The organism is Burkholderia sp. RF2-non_BP3 (genome assembly GCF_001522185.1).
GTDB classification, from domain to species: Bacteria; Pseudomonadota; Gammaproteobacteria; order Burkholderiales; family Burkholderiaceae; genus Burkholderia; species Burkholderia diffusa.
In genome coordinates this window covers 290,316-304,609 of record NZ_LOSU01000043.1, presented here as the reverse complement: position 1 = coordinate 304,609, position 14,294 = coordinate 290,316, and the positions used below count along the sequence as shown (strand labels likewise).

The 14,294-nt window shown below is 66.0% G+C and carries 16 protein-coding genes and 1 pseudogene; 8 read left to right on the top strand and 9 right to left on the bottom strand.

The window, feature by feature from the left end:
* The first annotated feature begins 189 nt into the window (after positions 1-189).
* A complete protein-coding gene (locus tag WS45_RS23310; RefSeq protein ID WP_059701872.1) occupies positions 190-906 on the top strand; it encodes a pseudouridine synthase in 717 nt (238 codons plus the stop codon).
* Between the two features lie 105 nt (positions 907-1,011).
* On the top strand, positions 1,012-1,200 hold the full coding sequence (locus WS45_RS23305; RefSeq protein ID WP_059527680.1) for a hypothetical protein: 189 nt from the start codon (positions 1,012-1,014) through the stop codon (positions 1,198-1,200).
* Here WS45_RS23305 and WS45_RS23300 read toward each other — a convergent pair.
* Positions 1,183-2,220: an NAD-dependent epimerase/dehydratase family protein gene (locus tag WS45_RS23300; protein WP_059701870.1), complete on the bottom strand. Its 1,038-nt coding sequence runs from the start codon at positions 2,218-2,220 to the stop codon at positions 1,183-1,185. The genes WS45_RS23305 and WS45_RS23300 overlap by 18 nt on opposite strands.
* A 105-nt stretch (positions 2,221-2,325) precedes the next feature.
* Between WS45_RS23300 and WS45_RS23295 the strand changes: the two genes are divergently transcribed.
* The 3 genes from WS45_RS23295 to WS45_RS23285 all read left to right on the top strand — a co-directional run bounded on the left by WS45_RS23295 (position 2,326) and on the right by WS45_RS23285 (position 5,305).
* A complete protein-coding gene (locus WS45_RS23295) occupies positions 2,326-3,357 on the top strand; it encodes a CDP-6-deoxy-delta-3,4-glucoseen reductase (RefSeq protein ID WP_059527685.1) in 1,032 nt (343 codons plus the stop codon).
* A gap of 294 nt (positions 3,358-3,651) precedes the next feature.
* Complete coding sequence (locus tag WS45_RS23290) at positions 3,652-4,836, top strand: acetylornithine transaminase (protein ID WP_059527689.1); 1,185 nt, start codon at positions 3,652-3,654, stop codon at positions 4,834-4,836.
* A gap of 13 nt (positions 4,837-4,849) precedes the next feature.
* Positions 4,850-5,305 (top strand): GNAT family acetyltransferase, encoded by a 456-nt coding sequence (locus tag WS45_RS23285; protein WP_021160763.1) that lies wholly within the window; start codon positions 4,850-4,852, stop codon positions 5,303-5,305.
* Positions 5,306-5,321: 16 nt separating this feature from the next.
* Here WS45_RS23285 and WS45_RS23280 read toward each other — a convergent pair whose 3' ends face one another.
* The 8 genes and pseudogenes from WS45_RS23280 to WS45_RS23245 form a co-directional block, all read right to left on the bottom strand.
* Complete coding sequence (locus WS45_RS23280) at positions 5,322-5,993, bottom strand: DUF2278 family protein (RefSeq protein WP_059701868.1); 672 nt, start codon at positions 5,991-5,993, stop codon at positions 5,322-5,324.
* A gap of 291 nt (positions 5,994-6,284) precedes the next feature.
* The gene (locus WS45_RS23275) at positions 6,285-7,001 is read right to left on the bottom strand and encodes an ABC transporter ATP-binding protein (RefSeq protein WP_027785191.1); all 717 of its coding nucleotides are present in this window, start codon (positions 6,999-7,001) and stop codon (positions 6,285-6,287) included.
* A complete protein-coding gene (locus WS45_RS23270; protein ID WP_011352945.1) occupies positions 7,001-7,777 on the bottom strand; it encodes an ABC transporter ATP-binding protein in 777 nt (258 codons plus the stop codon). The genes WS45_RS23275 and WS45_RS23270 overlap by 1 nt, the downstream gene beginning before the upstream one ends.
* Positions 7,778-7,801: 24 nt before the next feature.
* Positions 7,802-8,971 carry an ABC transporter permease subunit gene (locus tag WS45_RS23265; RefSeq protein WP_059538404.1) on the bottom strand — a complete coding sequence of 390 codons (1,170 nt, stop codon included), beginning with the start codon at positions 8,969-8,971 and terminating at the stop codon, positions 7,802-7,804.
* Positions 8,972-8,990: 19 nt separating this feature from the next.
* Entirely contained in the window at positions 8,991-9,941 is a 951-nt protein-coding gene (locus WS45_RS23260) for a branched-chain amino acid ABC transporter permease (RefSeq protein ID WP_059468282.1), read from the bottom strand.
* 211 nt (positions 9,942-10,152) lie between these two features.
* Positions 10,153-10,988 (bottom strand): annotated as a pseudogene (locus WS45_RS23255) (branched-chain amino acid ABC transporter).
* 270 nt (positions 10,989-11,258) lie between these two features.
* The gene (gene ispH / locus WS45_RS23250) at positions 11,259-12,239 is read right to left on the bottom strand and encodes a 4-hydroxy-3-methylbut-2-enyl diphosphate reductase (RefSeq protein WP_006488968.1); all 981 of its coding nucleotides are present in this window, start codon (positions 12,237-12,239) and stop codon (positions 11,259-11,261) included.
* A gap of 2 nt (positions 12,240-12,241) precedes the next feature.
* Complete coding sequence (locus WS45_RS23245; protein ID WP_059468284.1) at positions 12,242-12,697, bottom strand: FKBP-type peptidyl-prolyl cis-trans isomerase; 456 nt, start codon at positions 12,695-12,697, stop codon at positions 12,242-12,244.
* 135 nt (positions 12,698-12,832) lie between these two features.
* Between WS45_RS23245 and radC the strand changes: the two genes are divergently transcribed.
* The 3 genes from radC (at position 12,833) to rpmG (ending at position 14,269) form a co-directional block, all read left to right on the top strand.
* Positions 12,833-13,612, top strand: a complete 780-nt coding sequence (radC, locus tag WS45_RS23240; protein ID WP_059701866.1) for a RadC family protein — start codon at positions 12,833-12,835, stop codon at positions 13,610-13,612.
* A 238-nt stretch (positions 13,613-13,850) separates the two neighbouring features.
* Positions 13,851-14,084, top strand: coding sequence for a 50S ribosomal protein L28 (rpmB, locus tag WS45_RS23235; RefSeq protein WP_004186391.1), 234 nt, complete (start codon positions 13,851-13,853; stop codon positions 14,082-14,084).
* Between the two features lie 17 nt (positions 14,085-14,101).
* Positions 14,102-14,269, top strand: coding sequence for a 50S ribosomal protein L33 (gene rpmG, locus WS45_RS23230; RefSeq protein ID WP_006478046.1), 168 nt, complete (start codon positions 14,102-14,104; stop codon positions 14,267-14,269).
* Positions 14,270-14,294 lie beyond the last annotated feature (25 nt).

The window sequence follows — 14,294 nt, the reverse complement described above, 5'->3', positions numbered from 1 at the left end:
CAACAGCCCTGTCACGGACCCGCCGCCGCGGTGGCACTGCTTCACGCTGGAGCCGTACGTACCTTGCTTGCGATGGCCACTTTCCATGAAGAAGGAACGTGCCCCGCGTCGCGCCCAGCGCTCCGCAGCTTACCAGCGCGGGCGAGTTCGTGCCGGTGCCGGCGCGCCGCTTGATAGAATGCGCGCGCTATGGATCTCGAAAGCATTCTCTACACGCAGGGCTTCGGCTCGCGCCGCCAGTGCCGCGGCCTGATCGAAACGGGCCGCGTCACCGTCGCGGGCGCGAGCGCGACCGACCCCGACGCGTCGTTCGACACCGACGGCCTCGTGTTCACGGTCGACGACACCGCCTGGCCGTTCCACGCCCGCGCGTATCTCGCGCTCAACAAGCCGGCCGGCTACGAGTGTTCGCGCGACCCGCAACACCACGCGAGCGTGTTCAGCCTGCTGCCCGCGCCGCTCGTCGCACGCGGCGTGCAGTGCGTCGGCCGCCTCGACCAGGACACGACGGGCCTGCTGCTGCTGTCCGACGACGGCCAGTTCGTGCATGCGTACACGTCTCCGAAGCGCAAGGTGCCGAAGACCTACGTCGCGACCGTGCGCCACCCGCTCGACGATGCCCAACTGGACGCGCTGCGCGCCGGCGTGCAGCTCCACGGCGAGCCGAAGCCGATCGCGGCGGTCGCCGCCGACGCGCGCGACACGCACGCACTCGCGCTGACCGTCCTCGAAGGCAAATATCATCAGGTGAAACGCATGGTCGCCGCGGCCAGCAACCGCGTCGAGGCGCTGCATCGCGAAAGCATCGGCGGTTTCACGCTGCCGGACGACTTGGCGCCGGGCGCATGGCGCTGGCTCGGGGAAGACGACCTTTCAGCCCTGCGCAATTCCGTCAAAACCCTGTAAGGGAAAATCCGCACGACCGTTCGGTGTCCGGCCGCGTCGCGGCCGCACGATCCCCCGCTATACTGAAATCACAAGCTGTACAAGCAGCAATGCAGGGGAGACATCATGAACATCAACCATTCTTTCGAACTGTCGTACGTGACGATCGCCTTCGCGGTCGTGGGCGCCATCGTGATCGGCGGGCTGCTGGCCACGATGCACATGAAGCACAAATATCATCCGAACCTGATCGGCGCGCTGATCGGCGCGCTGCTGTGCTTCCTGCTGATCGAGGCGTTACCGGCGCTCACCTGACGCGCCGCGCGGCGCGAGCGTTTGAAGGAATTCGTCTACGGTCGGATAGCGCAACGTCACGCACAATTCGGCCTTGAGCCGCGCATTCGACAGGCGCCGCGACTCGCGCATGAACGACAGAAGCGTCGGTTCGAGCCGATGTTCGGCGGCCGCGCGACTGATCCGCGGCGGCAGCGGCAGGCCGAACACCTGCGCGACCCGGTCGAAATACTCTCCCATCCGCAGTTCGCTGTCGTCCGACGCGTGCACGGCGCGCGCCGGCTTGCCGCGCACGGCCGCGCGCCGCAGGATCGCCGCGAGATCGTCGGCGTGGATATGGTTCGTGTAGACGTCGTCGGCCGCGTCGAGCGCCGGCGTGCCGCGCTCGAGCCGCGCGAGCGGCAGCCGATTCGCCGCGTAGATGCCGGGAATGCGCACGATGCGCGCGGACAGCACGCCGCGCACCGTCGCCGCCCGCAACTGACGCTCGGCCGACACGCGCCGGAACGCGCGCGGATTCGCGGGGCGCAGCGGCTGCGTCTCGTCTATTCGCGCCCCGCCGCAATCGCCGTATACGCCCGTCGTGCTGGCGTAGACGAGCGTCGGCGCGCGAAGGGCGTCGGGTACAATACGCGCTGCCCGCGCCGGCACGCCGGCCTGCCGGGTCGCGGCACGCAGCGTGCGGAGCCGGCCGGCCGGCGACACCGGCGGTGCGGATGGCCGCCGTGCAGGCACGGACAATGCGGCGATCAGCGCGCGGGTGCGGCGATCGTCGCGGCCGTCGGATTGCGGCGGCGCGAGATGCAGGATCGTGCGGGCGAGCCCCGCGATACGTCCGAGCGTCGCGCGGCGATCGAGGTCGCCGACGATCGGCGTCGCGCCTGCCGCGCGCAATTCGTCGCAGCGGCCCGGATGGCTCGTCAGCGCGACGATGCGCAGGTTGCGGCGCGCGGCGCGCCATTGCGCGACGCAACGCAGGCCGACGTCGCCGCAGCCGACGATCAGTGCGCGCGGCCGGCGCAGGATTCGAGTCGCGATCATGATGGTTGCGAAATCAGTAGCCACCGTTGCGCGGCGCGCAACGGGTTTGCATTGTAGCTGCCGTGCCGACATGCACGGTCCCCACATTTTGTTCTATTTGGTTCTATGGCATTCAACGTTACTCTCAAGCAAAGCGGCCGGCAGTTCCAGGTCGAGTCGGACGAAACCGTGCTGGCGGCGGCGCTGCGCCAGAACGTCCATCTGCCGTACGGATGCAAGAACGGCGCGTGCGGCTCCTGCAAGGGCCAGATCGTGTCGGGCCAGATCGAACAGGGCCCGCACGCCGCGTCGGCGCTGTCCAACGACGAACGCACGCGCGGCCTCGCGCTGCTCTGCTGTTCGAAGGCGCAATGCGACCTCGAGATCGACGTGCGTGAAATCGCCGGCGTCGACGGCGTGCAGGTGAAGAAGCTGCCGTGCCGGATCGCCGCGCTCGAGCGCCGCGCCGACGACGTGATGGTCGTGAAGCTGCAGTTGCCCGCCAACGAGCGCCTGCAATACCTCGCGGGCCAGTACGTCGAGTTCATCCTGAAGGACGGCTCGCGCCGCAGCTACTCGATGGCGAATGCGCCGCACGAGGAAGGCCCGATCGAGCTGCACATCCGCCACATGCCGGGCGGCAAGTTCACCGACCATGTGTTCGGCGCGATGAAGGAGCGCGACATCCTGCGCTTCGAAGGCCCGCTCGGCACGTTCTTCCTGCGCGAGGATTCCGACAAGCCGATCGTGCTGCTCGCGTCGGGCACCGGCTTCGCGCCGATCAAGGCGATCATCGAGCACGTCAGGCATTCCGGCATCACGCGCCCGATGACGCTCTATTGGGGCGCACGCCGCAAGAAGGACATCTACCTCGGCGAGCTCGCCGAGCAATGGGCGCGCGAGATCCCGAACTTCAAGTACGTGCCGGTGCTGTCCGAGCCGGACGACGCCGACCAGTGGACGGGCCGCACCGGCTTCGTCCACCGCGCGGTGATCGAGGACCTGCCCGATCTGTCGGGCCACCAGGTGTACGCGTGCGGCGCGCCGGTGATGGTCGAATCCGCGCAGCGCGACTTCACGCAGCACCACGCGCTGCCGGCCGACGAGTTCTACGCGGACTCGTTCACGAGCGCCGCCGATCTCGCGCACCCGGTCTGAGCACCGGGCGCGCCCGCGTCCCCGCTGCGCGCCGCCGTGTCACATCCGTGGCATCGCGGCGGTTTACAGTGGGGCGCGGGATGCCTTATGCTTGCGCACATGAACCGCTTCCTGTCCGCTCTCCGACGTCGCCGCTCGCCGCTCCGCCCGGATGCCGCCGGCTCGTCACGGACTCGCGCGTAACCCTCCCTCCGCTTCACCGGTTACGCACAAGCTGTTCGACCTACCAGCCACGGCCTTCCGTGGCTTTTTTATTGCCCGTTTCCCTTTCAACGTCCGCTGGAGTCCGCTGTCATGTCCCTGAACGATTACCCGATCGACTCGCTGATGTACATCACGAACCGCCCCGACATCGTGTTTACGCACGGCAAGGGTTCGTGGCTCTACGATCACACCGGCAAGCGCTATCTGGACTTCATTCAGGGCTGGGCCGTCAACAGTCTCGGCCACTGCAACGACGGCATCGTCGAAGCGCTGAAGACGCAGGCCGAGAAGCTGCTGAACCCGTCGCCCGCGTTCTACAACGAACCGATGGCGAAGCTCGCGGGGCTGCTGACGCAGCACAGCGTGTTCGACAAGGTGTTCTTCACGAACAGCGGCGCGGAAGCGAACGAAGGTGCGATCAAGCTCGCGCGCAAATGGGGCCGCAAGTTCAAGAACGGCGCGTACGAGATCATCACGTTCGACCACAGCTTCCACGGCCGCACGCTCGCGACGATGTCGGCCAGCGGCAAGCCGGGCTGGGACACGATCTACGCACCGCAGGTGCCGGGCTTCCCGAAGGCCGAGCTGAACGACATCAACTCGGTCGAGAAGCTGATCACCGACAAGACCGTCGCGGTGATGCTCGAGCCGATCCAGGGCGAAGGCGGCGTGATTCCGGCGACGCGTGAATTCATGCAGGCGCTGCGTGCGCTGACGAAGCAGCACGACCTGCTGCTGATCGTCGACGAAGTGCAGAGCGGCTGCGGCCGCGCGGGCACGCTGTTCGCATACGAGCTGTCCGGCATCGAGCCGGACATCATGACGCTCGCGAAGGGCATCGGCGGCGGCGCACCGCTCGGCGCGCTGCTGTCGAAGGCCGACGTCGCGGTGTTCGAGGCCGGCGATCAGGGCGGCACGTACAACGGCAACCCGCTGATGACGGCGGTCGGCCATTCGGTGATCTCGCAACTCGTCGCGCCCGGCTTCCTCGAAGGCGTGCGCGCGCGCGGCGAATACTTGAAGCGCAAGCTGCTCGAGCTGTCGGAGGAGCGCGGTTTCGAGGGCGAACGCGGCGAAGGCCTGCTGCGCGCGCTGCTGCTCGGCAAGGACATCGGCCCGCAGATCGTCGAGAAGGCGCGCGACATGCAGCCCGACGGCCTGCTGCTGAACGCGGCGCGCCCGAACCTGCTGCGCTTCATGCCCGCGCTGAACGTCACGACCGAGGAAATCGACCAGATGATGGCGATGCTGCGGTCGATCCTCGACACGCTCTGAGGAGCCCCCCGCGATGGATGCCGCCGCCGATGCTGTCGCTATCCGCCCGTTCGAACGCGCCGACACCGATGCCGTGCTCGCGGTCTGGCGCGACGCGTTCCCGCAGTACGACGAAGCCGGCGCGCCGCCGCACCGCGATCCGCTGCGATCGATCGAGCTGAAGCTCGCGACGCAGCCGGAACTGTTCTTCGTCGCGACCAGCGGCGCGCGGGTCGTCGGCACGCTGATGGCGGGTTTCGACGGACATCGCGGCTGGCTCTACTCGTTCGGCGTGTCGAACGACGCACGGCGACTCGGCATCGGCCGCGCGCTGATCGCGCATGCGGAACGCGCGCTCGCCGCGCGCGGCTGCCTGAAGATCAATCTGCAGGTGCTGCCCGGCAACGACGATGCGTGCCGCTTCTACGCGGCGCTCGGCTATCGCGTCGAGGAACGCATTTCGTTCGGCAAGACGCTGCCGGCCGCCTGACGCCGGCAGCCCCCCATCAGCGCGTGATCGGCCCCGCGTCCGGCAGCGGATTGCCGAGCGCGTCGGTCGGCACGGCCTGCTGCTCGAACGCCGCGAAATACGCGGCCCACTGCGACTCGCTCACGCGCACGATCAGCGCGCCGTCCTGCCAGACGTCGTTGTGATCGTTGTGGTCGTCGCCCGCGCGGTGCAGATAGTGCGAGCCCGTCGACCCCTGGTTCATGTGCGTGTCGTGAATGCCGTTGCCTTCTGAATACGTGCGGCCGAGCACGACGACGTCGAGCCCCTGCGACTGCGCGGCGTTGACGAGCCGCAGCAGCGACGGGATCGGCTCCGCGTTCTCGGTACCGTCCATCACCGCGCTGGCGCGCCATGCGCCGGTCTCGTTCAGGATGTCGCTGCGCAGATAGTCGAGCGCCGGCAGCGCGGTTTGCCCGGTGAGATCGGTGTAGCCCTCGGCCGCGGCCGCGAGCGTCGCCGTGACCGGATGATGGAAATCGTAGACGAGCTTGTAGTTCAGCAAGTCGTCCGCGTCGTTGGTGCCGACGTTGATCGCGACGTCCCAGTCGCCCGTCGGCAGTGCGAGTGTCAGGTGGATGTGATACTGGATCTCGCTGCCGTGCGGCGAGCCCTTCAGCTGCGCCACCGACGTCACCTTCGCCTTCACGAAACCGTAGTCCAGACTCATGCGCGCTCTCCGTGTCCCGATGGATCGACCATGCTACGCAGCCCGCGTGTCGGTTTGCGGACGGCCGGTTGCGGAGGGCCGGTTACGGACGGCCGGTCGCGGACGGCCGGTCGCCGCGTCCCGCGCCGCATGGTCGGCGTCACCGCCGAATGAATGGAGTCGCCTCCGCACGCACAAGTTCGCCGCCGGGCGCGCCGCACGAAAAAAAAGCTGCCACGGCATCCCGTGACAGCTTTTCGAAAGCCCTTGCGCGGCACGCCGGCATCCGCCGCCGCGCCGCACCGGCCTCGCTCATTCACCCAGATACGCGGCCCGCACCTTCGGATCGTCGAGCATCTGCTTCGCGTCGCCTTCCATCGTGACCGTGCCCGAGTCCATCACATAACCGCGGTCGGCCGCCTGCAGCGCGAGGCGTGCGTTCTGCTCGACCAGCAGCACCGTGATGCCCTCCTTCGAGATCTCGCGCACCACTTCGAAGATCTTCTCGACCATGATCGGCGACAGGCCCATCGACGGCTCGTCGAGCAGCAGCAGCTTCGGCTTCGACAGGATCGCGCGCGACATCGCCAGCATCTGCTGCTCGCCGCCCGACAGCGTGCCCGCGAGCTGCGTCGCACGCTCCTTCAGACGCGGGAAGAAGCCGAACATCCGGTCGACGTCCTTCTTGATCTGCTCCTTGTCGTTGCGCAGATACGCGCCCATCTGCATGTTCTCGATGATCGACATCCGCGCGAAGATCCCGCGGCCTTCCGGCACCATCGCGAGGCCGCGCTTGAGCAGTTCGTGCGACGGCACGCCCTTGATCGACTTGCCGTCGTACTCGATGTCGCCCGCCGAGTACGGCTTGAGACCCGTGATCGCCTTCATCGTCGTGGTCTTGCCGGCACCGTTCGCGCCGATCAGCGTCACGAGCTCGCCCTGGCGGACTTCCATGTCAACACCCTTGACGGCCTGGATACCGCCGTAGTTGACCTGCAAGCCCTTGATTTTCAACATTGCCGCTGCCATCAGTGCACCCCTGCGCCGAGATATGCCTCAATCACCTTCGGATTCTTCTGCACGTCCTGCGGCAGACCCTCGGCGATCACCTTGCCGTAATCGAGCACCGTCATCCGGTTGCACAGTCCCATCACGAGCTTCACGTCGTGCTCGATCAGCAGGATCGTGCGGCCGTCCGAGCGGATCTTGTCGAGCAGGCGCGTGAGTTCGACCTTCTCGGTCGCGTTCATCCCGGCCGCCGGCTCGTCGAGCGCGAGCAGCTTCGGGTCGGTCGCCAGCGCGCGGGCGATTTCCAGCCGGCGCTGGTGGCCGTACGACAGGTTGCGCGACGTGTAGTCCGCGTACTGCAGCACGCCGACGTATTCGAGCAGCTCGATCGCGCGTTCCTTGATCTCGCGCTCTTCCTGGCGTTCGGCCGGCGTCTGGAACACCGCGCCGAGCAGCCCGTGCTTGGTGCGCACATGGCGGCCCACCATCACGTTCTCCAGTGCCGTCATCCCGCCGAACAGGCGAATGTTCTGGAACGTGCGCGCGATGCCCGTCTTCGCGACCTGGTGCACCGCGGTCGGCTTGTATTCCGTGCCGTCGAGCTTGAACTCGCCGGAGTCCGGCGTGTAGAGGCCCGTGATCACGTTGAAGAACGTGGTCTTGCCGGCGCCGTTCGGGCCGATCAGGCCGTAGATCTCGCCTTCCTTGATCTCGAGGCCGACGTCGGACAGTGCCTGCAAGCCGCCGAAGCGCTTGTTCACGCCTTTGACGGACAGTCGGATTTGCTTGTCGCTCATGTGTGATATCCCCTTGTCCGTTGGTTAAGCGCGCACCGGCTTCTTGCTGTTGCGCTTCGCCAGTTTCGCGATCTTGTCCTCATGCTTCGGCGCCGGCCACAGGCCTTCCGAGCGATACAGCATGATGATCACCATCGCGAGGCCATACAGCGCCTGACGGATCACTTCGGTATCGACGATGTCGTGACCGAAGATCGCATGCTGCAGCGGGCTCATCGTCGAACGCAGGAATTCCGGGAAGATCGCGAGCAGCACCGCGCCCAGGATCACGCCGGGGATGTGGCCCATGCCGCCGAGCACCACGCAGGCGAGCACGACGATCGATTCCCAGAACGTGAACGACTCGGGCGACACGAAGCCCTGGAACGCACCGAACATCGCGCCCGACAGGCCGCCGAACGACGCGCCCATCGCGAACGCGAGCAGCTTCACGTTACGGGTGTTGATGCCCATTGCCTTCGCGGCGATTTCGTCTTCGCGGATCGCGGCCCATGCACGGCCGATACGCGAGTGCTGCAGGCGCGTACAGACCCAGATCACCAGCAGCGCGCAGAGCACGAACAGGTAGTAGTACATGTAGACCGACGGCAGCTGGAAGCCGAAGATCGAGTGCGTCTGCGACAGGTTGAAGCCGCCGACGTGCACCGGATCGATGCCCGTGATCCCCTTCGGGCCGTTGGTAATGTTCACCGGACGGTCGAGGTTGTTCATGAAGATCCGGACGATTTCACCGAAGCCGAGCGTCACGATCGCCAGGTAGTCGCCGCGCAGGCGCAGCGTCGGCGCGCCGAGCAGGATCCCGAAGGTCGCCGCCAGCGCCATCGCGATCGGCACGATGATCAGGAACGGGATGTGCAGGCCGTTCGGCGCGAGCGCCGCGATCCACTCGAACTGCGAGGTCAGGTGCGGCGAGCTCAGCAGCGCCGCCGTGTACGCGCCCACCGCGTAGAACGCGATGTAGCCCAGGTCGAGCAGGCCGGCGAAGCCGACCACCACGTTCAGACCCAGCGCGAGCATCACGTACAGCATCGCGAAGTCGAGCACGCGGACCCAGTAATTGCCGCCTGCCGAGCCGATGATGATCGGCGCCGCGATCACGAAGGCCGCGGTCAGGATGCCAATGATGACGGTCTTGGCCGTGTTGCGCTCTTCGACGAGCGACGTCGAGGATTCGATCGGTTGAATGGATGTCATGTTGTTTGCTCCCCTTCCGTTACGCGCGGTCCGCGACACGTTCACCCAGCAGGCCCGACGGACGGAACACCAGCACGATGATCAGCACGATGAATGCGAACACGTCCTGGTAGTTACTGCCGAATACGCCGCCCGTGAGGTTGCCGATGTAACCCGCGCCGAGCTGCTCGATCAGGCCGAGCACCACGCCGCCGACCATCGCGCCGCCGAGGTTGCCGATCCCGCCGAGCACCGCCGCCGTGAACGCCTTCATGCCGGGGATGAAGCCCATGTAGAAGTGCACGTTGCCGTATTCGGACGCGATCATCACGCCGGCCAGCGCGGCGAGCGCGGAGCCGATCATGAACGTCGCCGAAATCACGAAGTTCGGGTTCACGCCCATCAGGCTCGCGGTGTTCGGGCTTTCGGCGATCGCACGCATCGCGCGGCCGAGCTTGGTCTTGTGCACGAGCAGCAGGAGGCCTGCCATCACGATGAACGCCACCGCGATGATCACGATTTCAGTCACCGAGATCACGGCGCCGGGCGTCGTGTCGGTCGCCTTGATCACGTTGATCGGATCGGTCGGCAGCAATTGCGGGAACGGCAGCGGGTTGCGCGACCAGATGATCATCGCGGCCGTCTGCAGCAGGATCGACACGCCGATCGCGGTGATCAGCGGGGCGAGACGCGGCGCACGGCGCAGCGGCCGGTACGCGACACGTTCGATCGTGTAGCCCACGCACGCGCAGACGACGGCGGCGATGCCAAGGCCAATCGTCAGCGTCGCGACGTTGCCGAGTCCGGGGAAATGGTTCTGCAGCACGGTGATCGCCGACAGGGCGACCATCGCGCCGATCATCAGCACGTCGCCGTGCGCGAAGTTGATGATGCCGAGAATGCCGTACACCATCGTGTAACCCAACGCGATGATGGCGTACACACTGCCGAGCACCAGCCCGTTGAGGATCTGCTGGATGAAAATATCCATTTAAAGCTCCTTGGCCCATGCTGCCGGAGGACGTTGCGCCCCGCGGGTAAGCGAGGAATCGCGCCTTCTCGGCGACACTGCGGGTACTAGTCGATACCGGTAAGGGTGGATCGTCCCGGCGCGCGCCGCCCGGCCTGTACGGCCGGACCTGCCGCCGGAGCGGATACAGAAACGGCACCGCACTGTTCCGGTGCCATCGTGAGTCCCGTCGCTAAATCGTCACGACATCGAGGACGGTGTACTTGGCCTCCTTGAAGTCGTAGGGCAGCGTGCCGCAACGGTGTCCGGTTGCCCGAACGCCGTGCCTTTTTCCGTCCGGGCCGGGGCGAACCCTGCATCCGGGCAGATCAGGTTCCGCGCCGCGTCGCCCGCGGGCTCGACCACCTTGGCGGCGCACATGCCGTTGTCGCCAAGGATTTGCACTCCGATGCCGGACGCCGTCGCCTGCGCTGCAAGCGGGCCGTCCGCCGCCGCCCGCGCGGCGCCCGAACCGGCATCGCAAAAGTGGCGCCCGACTTTCGTCAGGAATGCGTCGGAATCCGTGAAACGAAGCAGCCCGCCCGCCGCGACGCGATGGGTCGCGGCGACACGCTGTTTCGTCGAATCGAAATGAACGGGGATCAGTGACATCTGCACGTCGCCTGCGTTGCCCCGAAACCCGAGCGTCCGTCGTTCGACGCGCCCTGCTGTTGCCGCATCACGGTCCGCGGCTCGTTGTCGGACAATCTGCATGCCCGTCGCCCGGTCGATGGCAGCACCGCCGGCGCGTGCTGCCCGCCGTGCCGAATGCATGCCGATCTTCGAGCCCTGCGCGTTGATTTCCTCGATCGCCAAACGTGCCCCGTTGTCCTTGTCACTGTCCGATTGCGCAACGCGGCACGCCGACGGCACCGCACGACCGGTTCCGGCAGCGCGCACGTCGCTGGCAGCCGGTACTGCGCGTGCCGCAGCGTCCCTGCCCGCCTCGTCGTCGCTCTTTTTGCTGCAGCCGGCAAGCATTGCAACCGGTGCGGCGACGGACATGGCGTAAGCCAACTTCACATGCATCGAGTAGGTCTCCCGCGCCTTGCCAAAACCCGATTTCAAAGCCATTCCGGCCTGAAAACGGGCGCATTGTAACTCCATTTATAGGACGCCAATAATCCTGATTCGATGGGGTTTTCCTGCATTGCAACCATTTTTGAGAGGCGGTTAAGCGCGGCGATAGCAACCGGGTTGCACCATTGGTGTGAATAATGGTTGCGATCTCATTTTCGCAACGCAAAAAAAAGCGCGCCAAACGGCGCGCTTCGGGGTATCGCGGGTGCGATGCGGCAATCAGGCGGCAGGCGGCAGGTTCAGCCCGCGCGGCAGCGGAAACGACACGTTTTCCTCGATGCCGTCGAGGGCGCGGACGTTGCGCACGCCGAGCTCGCGCAGGCGCGCGATCACGGCCTGGGCGAGCACTTCCGGCGCCGATGCGCCGGCCGTCACGCCGATGCGGCGCTTGCCGGCGACCCATGCCGGATCGATCTGATCGGGTGCGTCGACCATGTACGCGGCCACGCCGCGCTTCTCGGCCACTTCACGCAGGCGGCTCGAATTCGAGCTGTTCGGGCTGCCGACGACGATCACGACGTCGCACTGCGGCGCCATGAACTTCACCGCATCCTGGCGGTTCTGCGTCGCATAGCAGATGTCCTGCTTCTTCGGTTCGCGAATCTTCGGATACTTCGCCTTCAGCGCGCCGATGATCTCGGCGGCGTCGTCCACGGACAATGTCGTCTGCGTGACGAGCGCGATGCGCTCGGGATCGGCGAGCTCGAGCTTCTGCACGTCCTCGACGCTTTCGACGAGATGCATGCCGCGCTCGACCTGCCCCATCGTGCCTTCGACTTCCGGGTGGCCCTTGTGGCCGATCATCACGATGTCGACCCCGTCCTGGCGCATCTTCGCCACTTCGACGTGCACCTTCGTGACGAGCGGGCAGGTTGCGTCGTAAATGCGCAACCCGCGCACGTCCGCCTCGTCGCGCACGGCCTTCGACACGCCGTGCGCGCTGAAGATCACGGTATTGCCGGCCGGCACTTCCTCGAGTTCCTCGACGAAGATCGCGCCCTTCTTCTTCAGATCCTCGACCACGTACTTGTTGTGGACGATTTCGTGACGGACGTAGATCGGCGCACCGTGCATCGCGATCGCGCGCTCGACGATCTCGATCGCGCGATCGACGCCCGCGCAGAAGCCACGCGGCTGGGCCAGCAGGATTTCGGCATCGGCGGCGACGGTCTGCCCGGACAGCGTATCGGTGGTGCTCATGATTACAGGATTCCGATGATTTTCACTTCGAACGTGAGCGCTTGGCCCGCGAGCGGATGATTGAAGTCGAACAGCGCCGAGGTTTCGCTGACTTCCTTCAGCACCCCTGCATAGCGGCCGCCGTCCGGCGCGTTGAACTCGATCAGGTCGCCCGGCGTGAAATCGTCGCCGACCATCCCGTTCTCGCGCAGCGTCGACAGCGTCACGCGCTGGAGCATGTCGGGATTGCGGGGACCGAACCCCTGCTCGGGCGTTAGCTGATAAGTCGAATGGTCGCCCACCCTGAGCCCGATCAGAATCTGTTCCAGCGAGGGCGCCAGTTGCCCCGCGCCGAGCAGCAGCGTGGCGGGCTTGTCGGAGAAGGTGTTGACGATGTCGGCGCCGTCGGCCAATGCAAGCCGGTAATGCAGCGTGACATGGGAACCGGGCTTCACTTCGGATAGATCGATGATGCTCATGAATGACTCGTGTTCGTCGGCGCCCGAACTGGCCGAAAGGCCCGGCGCAAAGCCAATATTGTAAGTCACCTGAGCGCGCAAGGCTGAAAGTGCGACGACATCGCGCCCGCGCCCGCCGCCAATGGAGTTTCGATCATGCTGTCACCCTGTCCCGCCGCACCGGCGACCGAATGTCGCGACACCGCCGATGCCCCCGTCGCTCCGGCCCGCCTCGTCGACGCAGCCAGGCCGCCGGGCAAGCGCCGCCCGCGAAACTGGAAACCCCATCTGCCGCGCGAGCGCTTGCTGGAACGCGGGCCGGCGGCGTTGACCGATGCGGAGCTGATCGCGCTGCTGCTCGGCACGGGCGGCGGCGGCCACGACGTGTTCGCCAGCGCCCGCGCGCTGCTCGCACGTTTCGACGATTCGCTGCGCGACATGCTGGACGCGGAGCCCGACGCGTTCGCCATGCACCCCGGCATCGGCCCCGCGCGCTCGGCGGTGCTGATCGCGGTGACCGAGATCGTGCGGCGCGCGCTGGCCGAGAAAGCCCGCGAGCGGATGCAGATCGGCTCGCCAGGCGCGGTCGAGGATTATCTGCGGCTCAGGATCGGCACGCGTCCGCACGAGGTGTTCGTCACGCTGTACCTGGACGCCCGTCACGGCCTCATCGACGTGGAGGAGAGCGCCCGCGGCTCGCTGACGCGAATGGTCGTCTATCCGCGCGAGATCGTGCGGCGCGCGCTCCTGCTGAATGCCGCCGCGCTGATCATCGCGCACAATCACCCGTCCGGCGCGGTGCAGCCGAGCGCGGAGGATCGCCGCCTGACGCGCATGCTGCACGAAGCGCTCACGCTCGTCGACGCGAAGCTGCTCGATCACGTGGTCGTCGGCACCGCCGATACATTTTCGTTCGCACGCGCCGGTTGGCTGTAGACTGTGGCCCGGCGACCCGCCCCGGGGTGGCCGCAACGACGAAGCGAAATTGGGTTTGATTTTTCTGAACTTTTTCTGCTAGAATCGTCATCTGTCTTTTTTCCAACCAGTTCTAGCCATCGAAGGGCCTTGTCTGTAAAGGCTTCGGCGTTCTGAGTGCAGCCATGGATCACGTGGCGGTACGATGGAACCTTCATCGGCGATCGAACCCCGAATTTAGCGTATTAGGAGTGCTCTCATGGCACGCGTATGCCAAGTAACTGGGAAAGCGCCGATGAGCGGCAACAACGTTTCCCACGCAAACAACAAGACGAAGCGCCGCTTCCTGCCGAACCTGCAAAACCGCCGGTTCTGGGTGGAGAGCGAAAACCGCTGGGTGCGCCTGCGCGTCTCGAACGCCGGCCTGCGCCTGATCGACAAGAACGGCATCGATTCCGTGCTCGCTGACCTGCGCGCACGCGGCGAAGCCTAAGCCCAAGGAGCACAATCATGGCAAAAGGCGCACGCGACAAGATCAAGCTCGAGTCGACCGCTGGTACGGGTCACTTCTACACGACCACGAAGAACAAGCGCAACATGCCGGAAAAGATGGCGATCAAGAAGTTCGATCCCGTCGTCCGCAAGCATGTGGAATACAAAGAAACCAAGATCAAGTAATCTCCGGTTTCTGCCAGCCTGACGG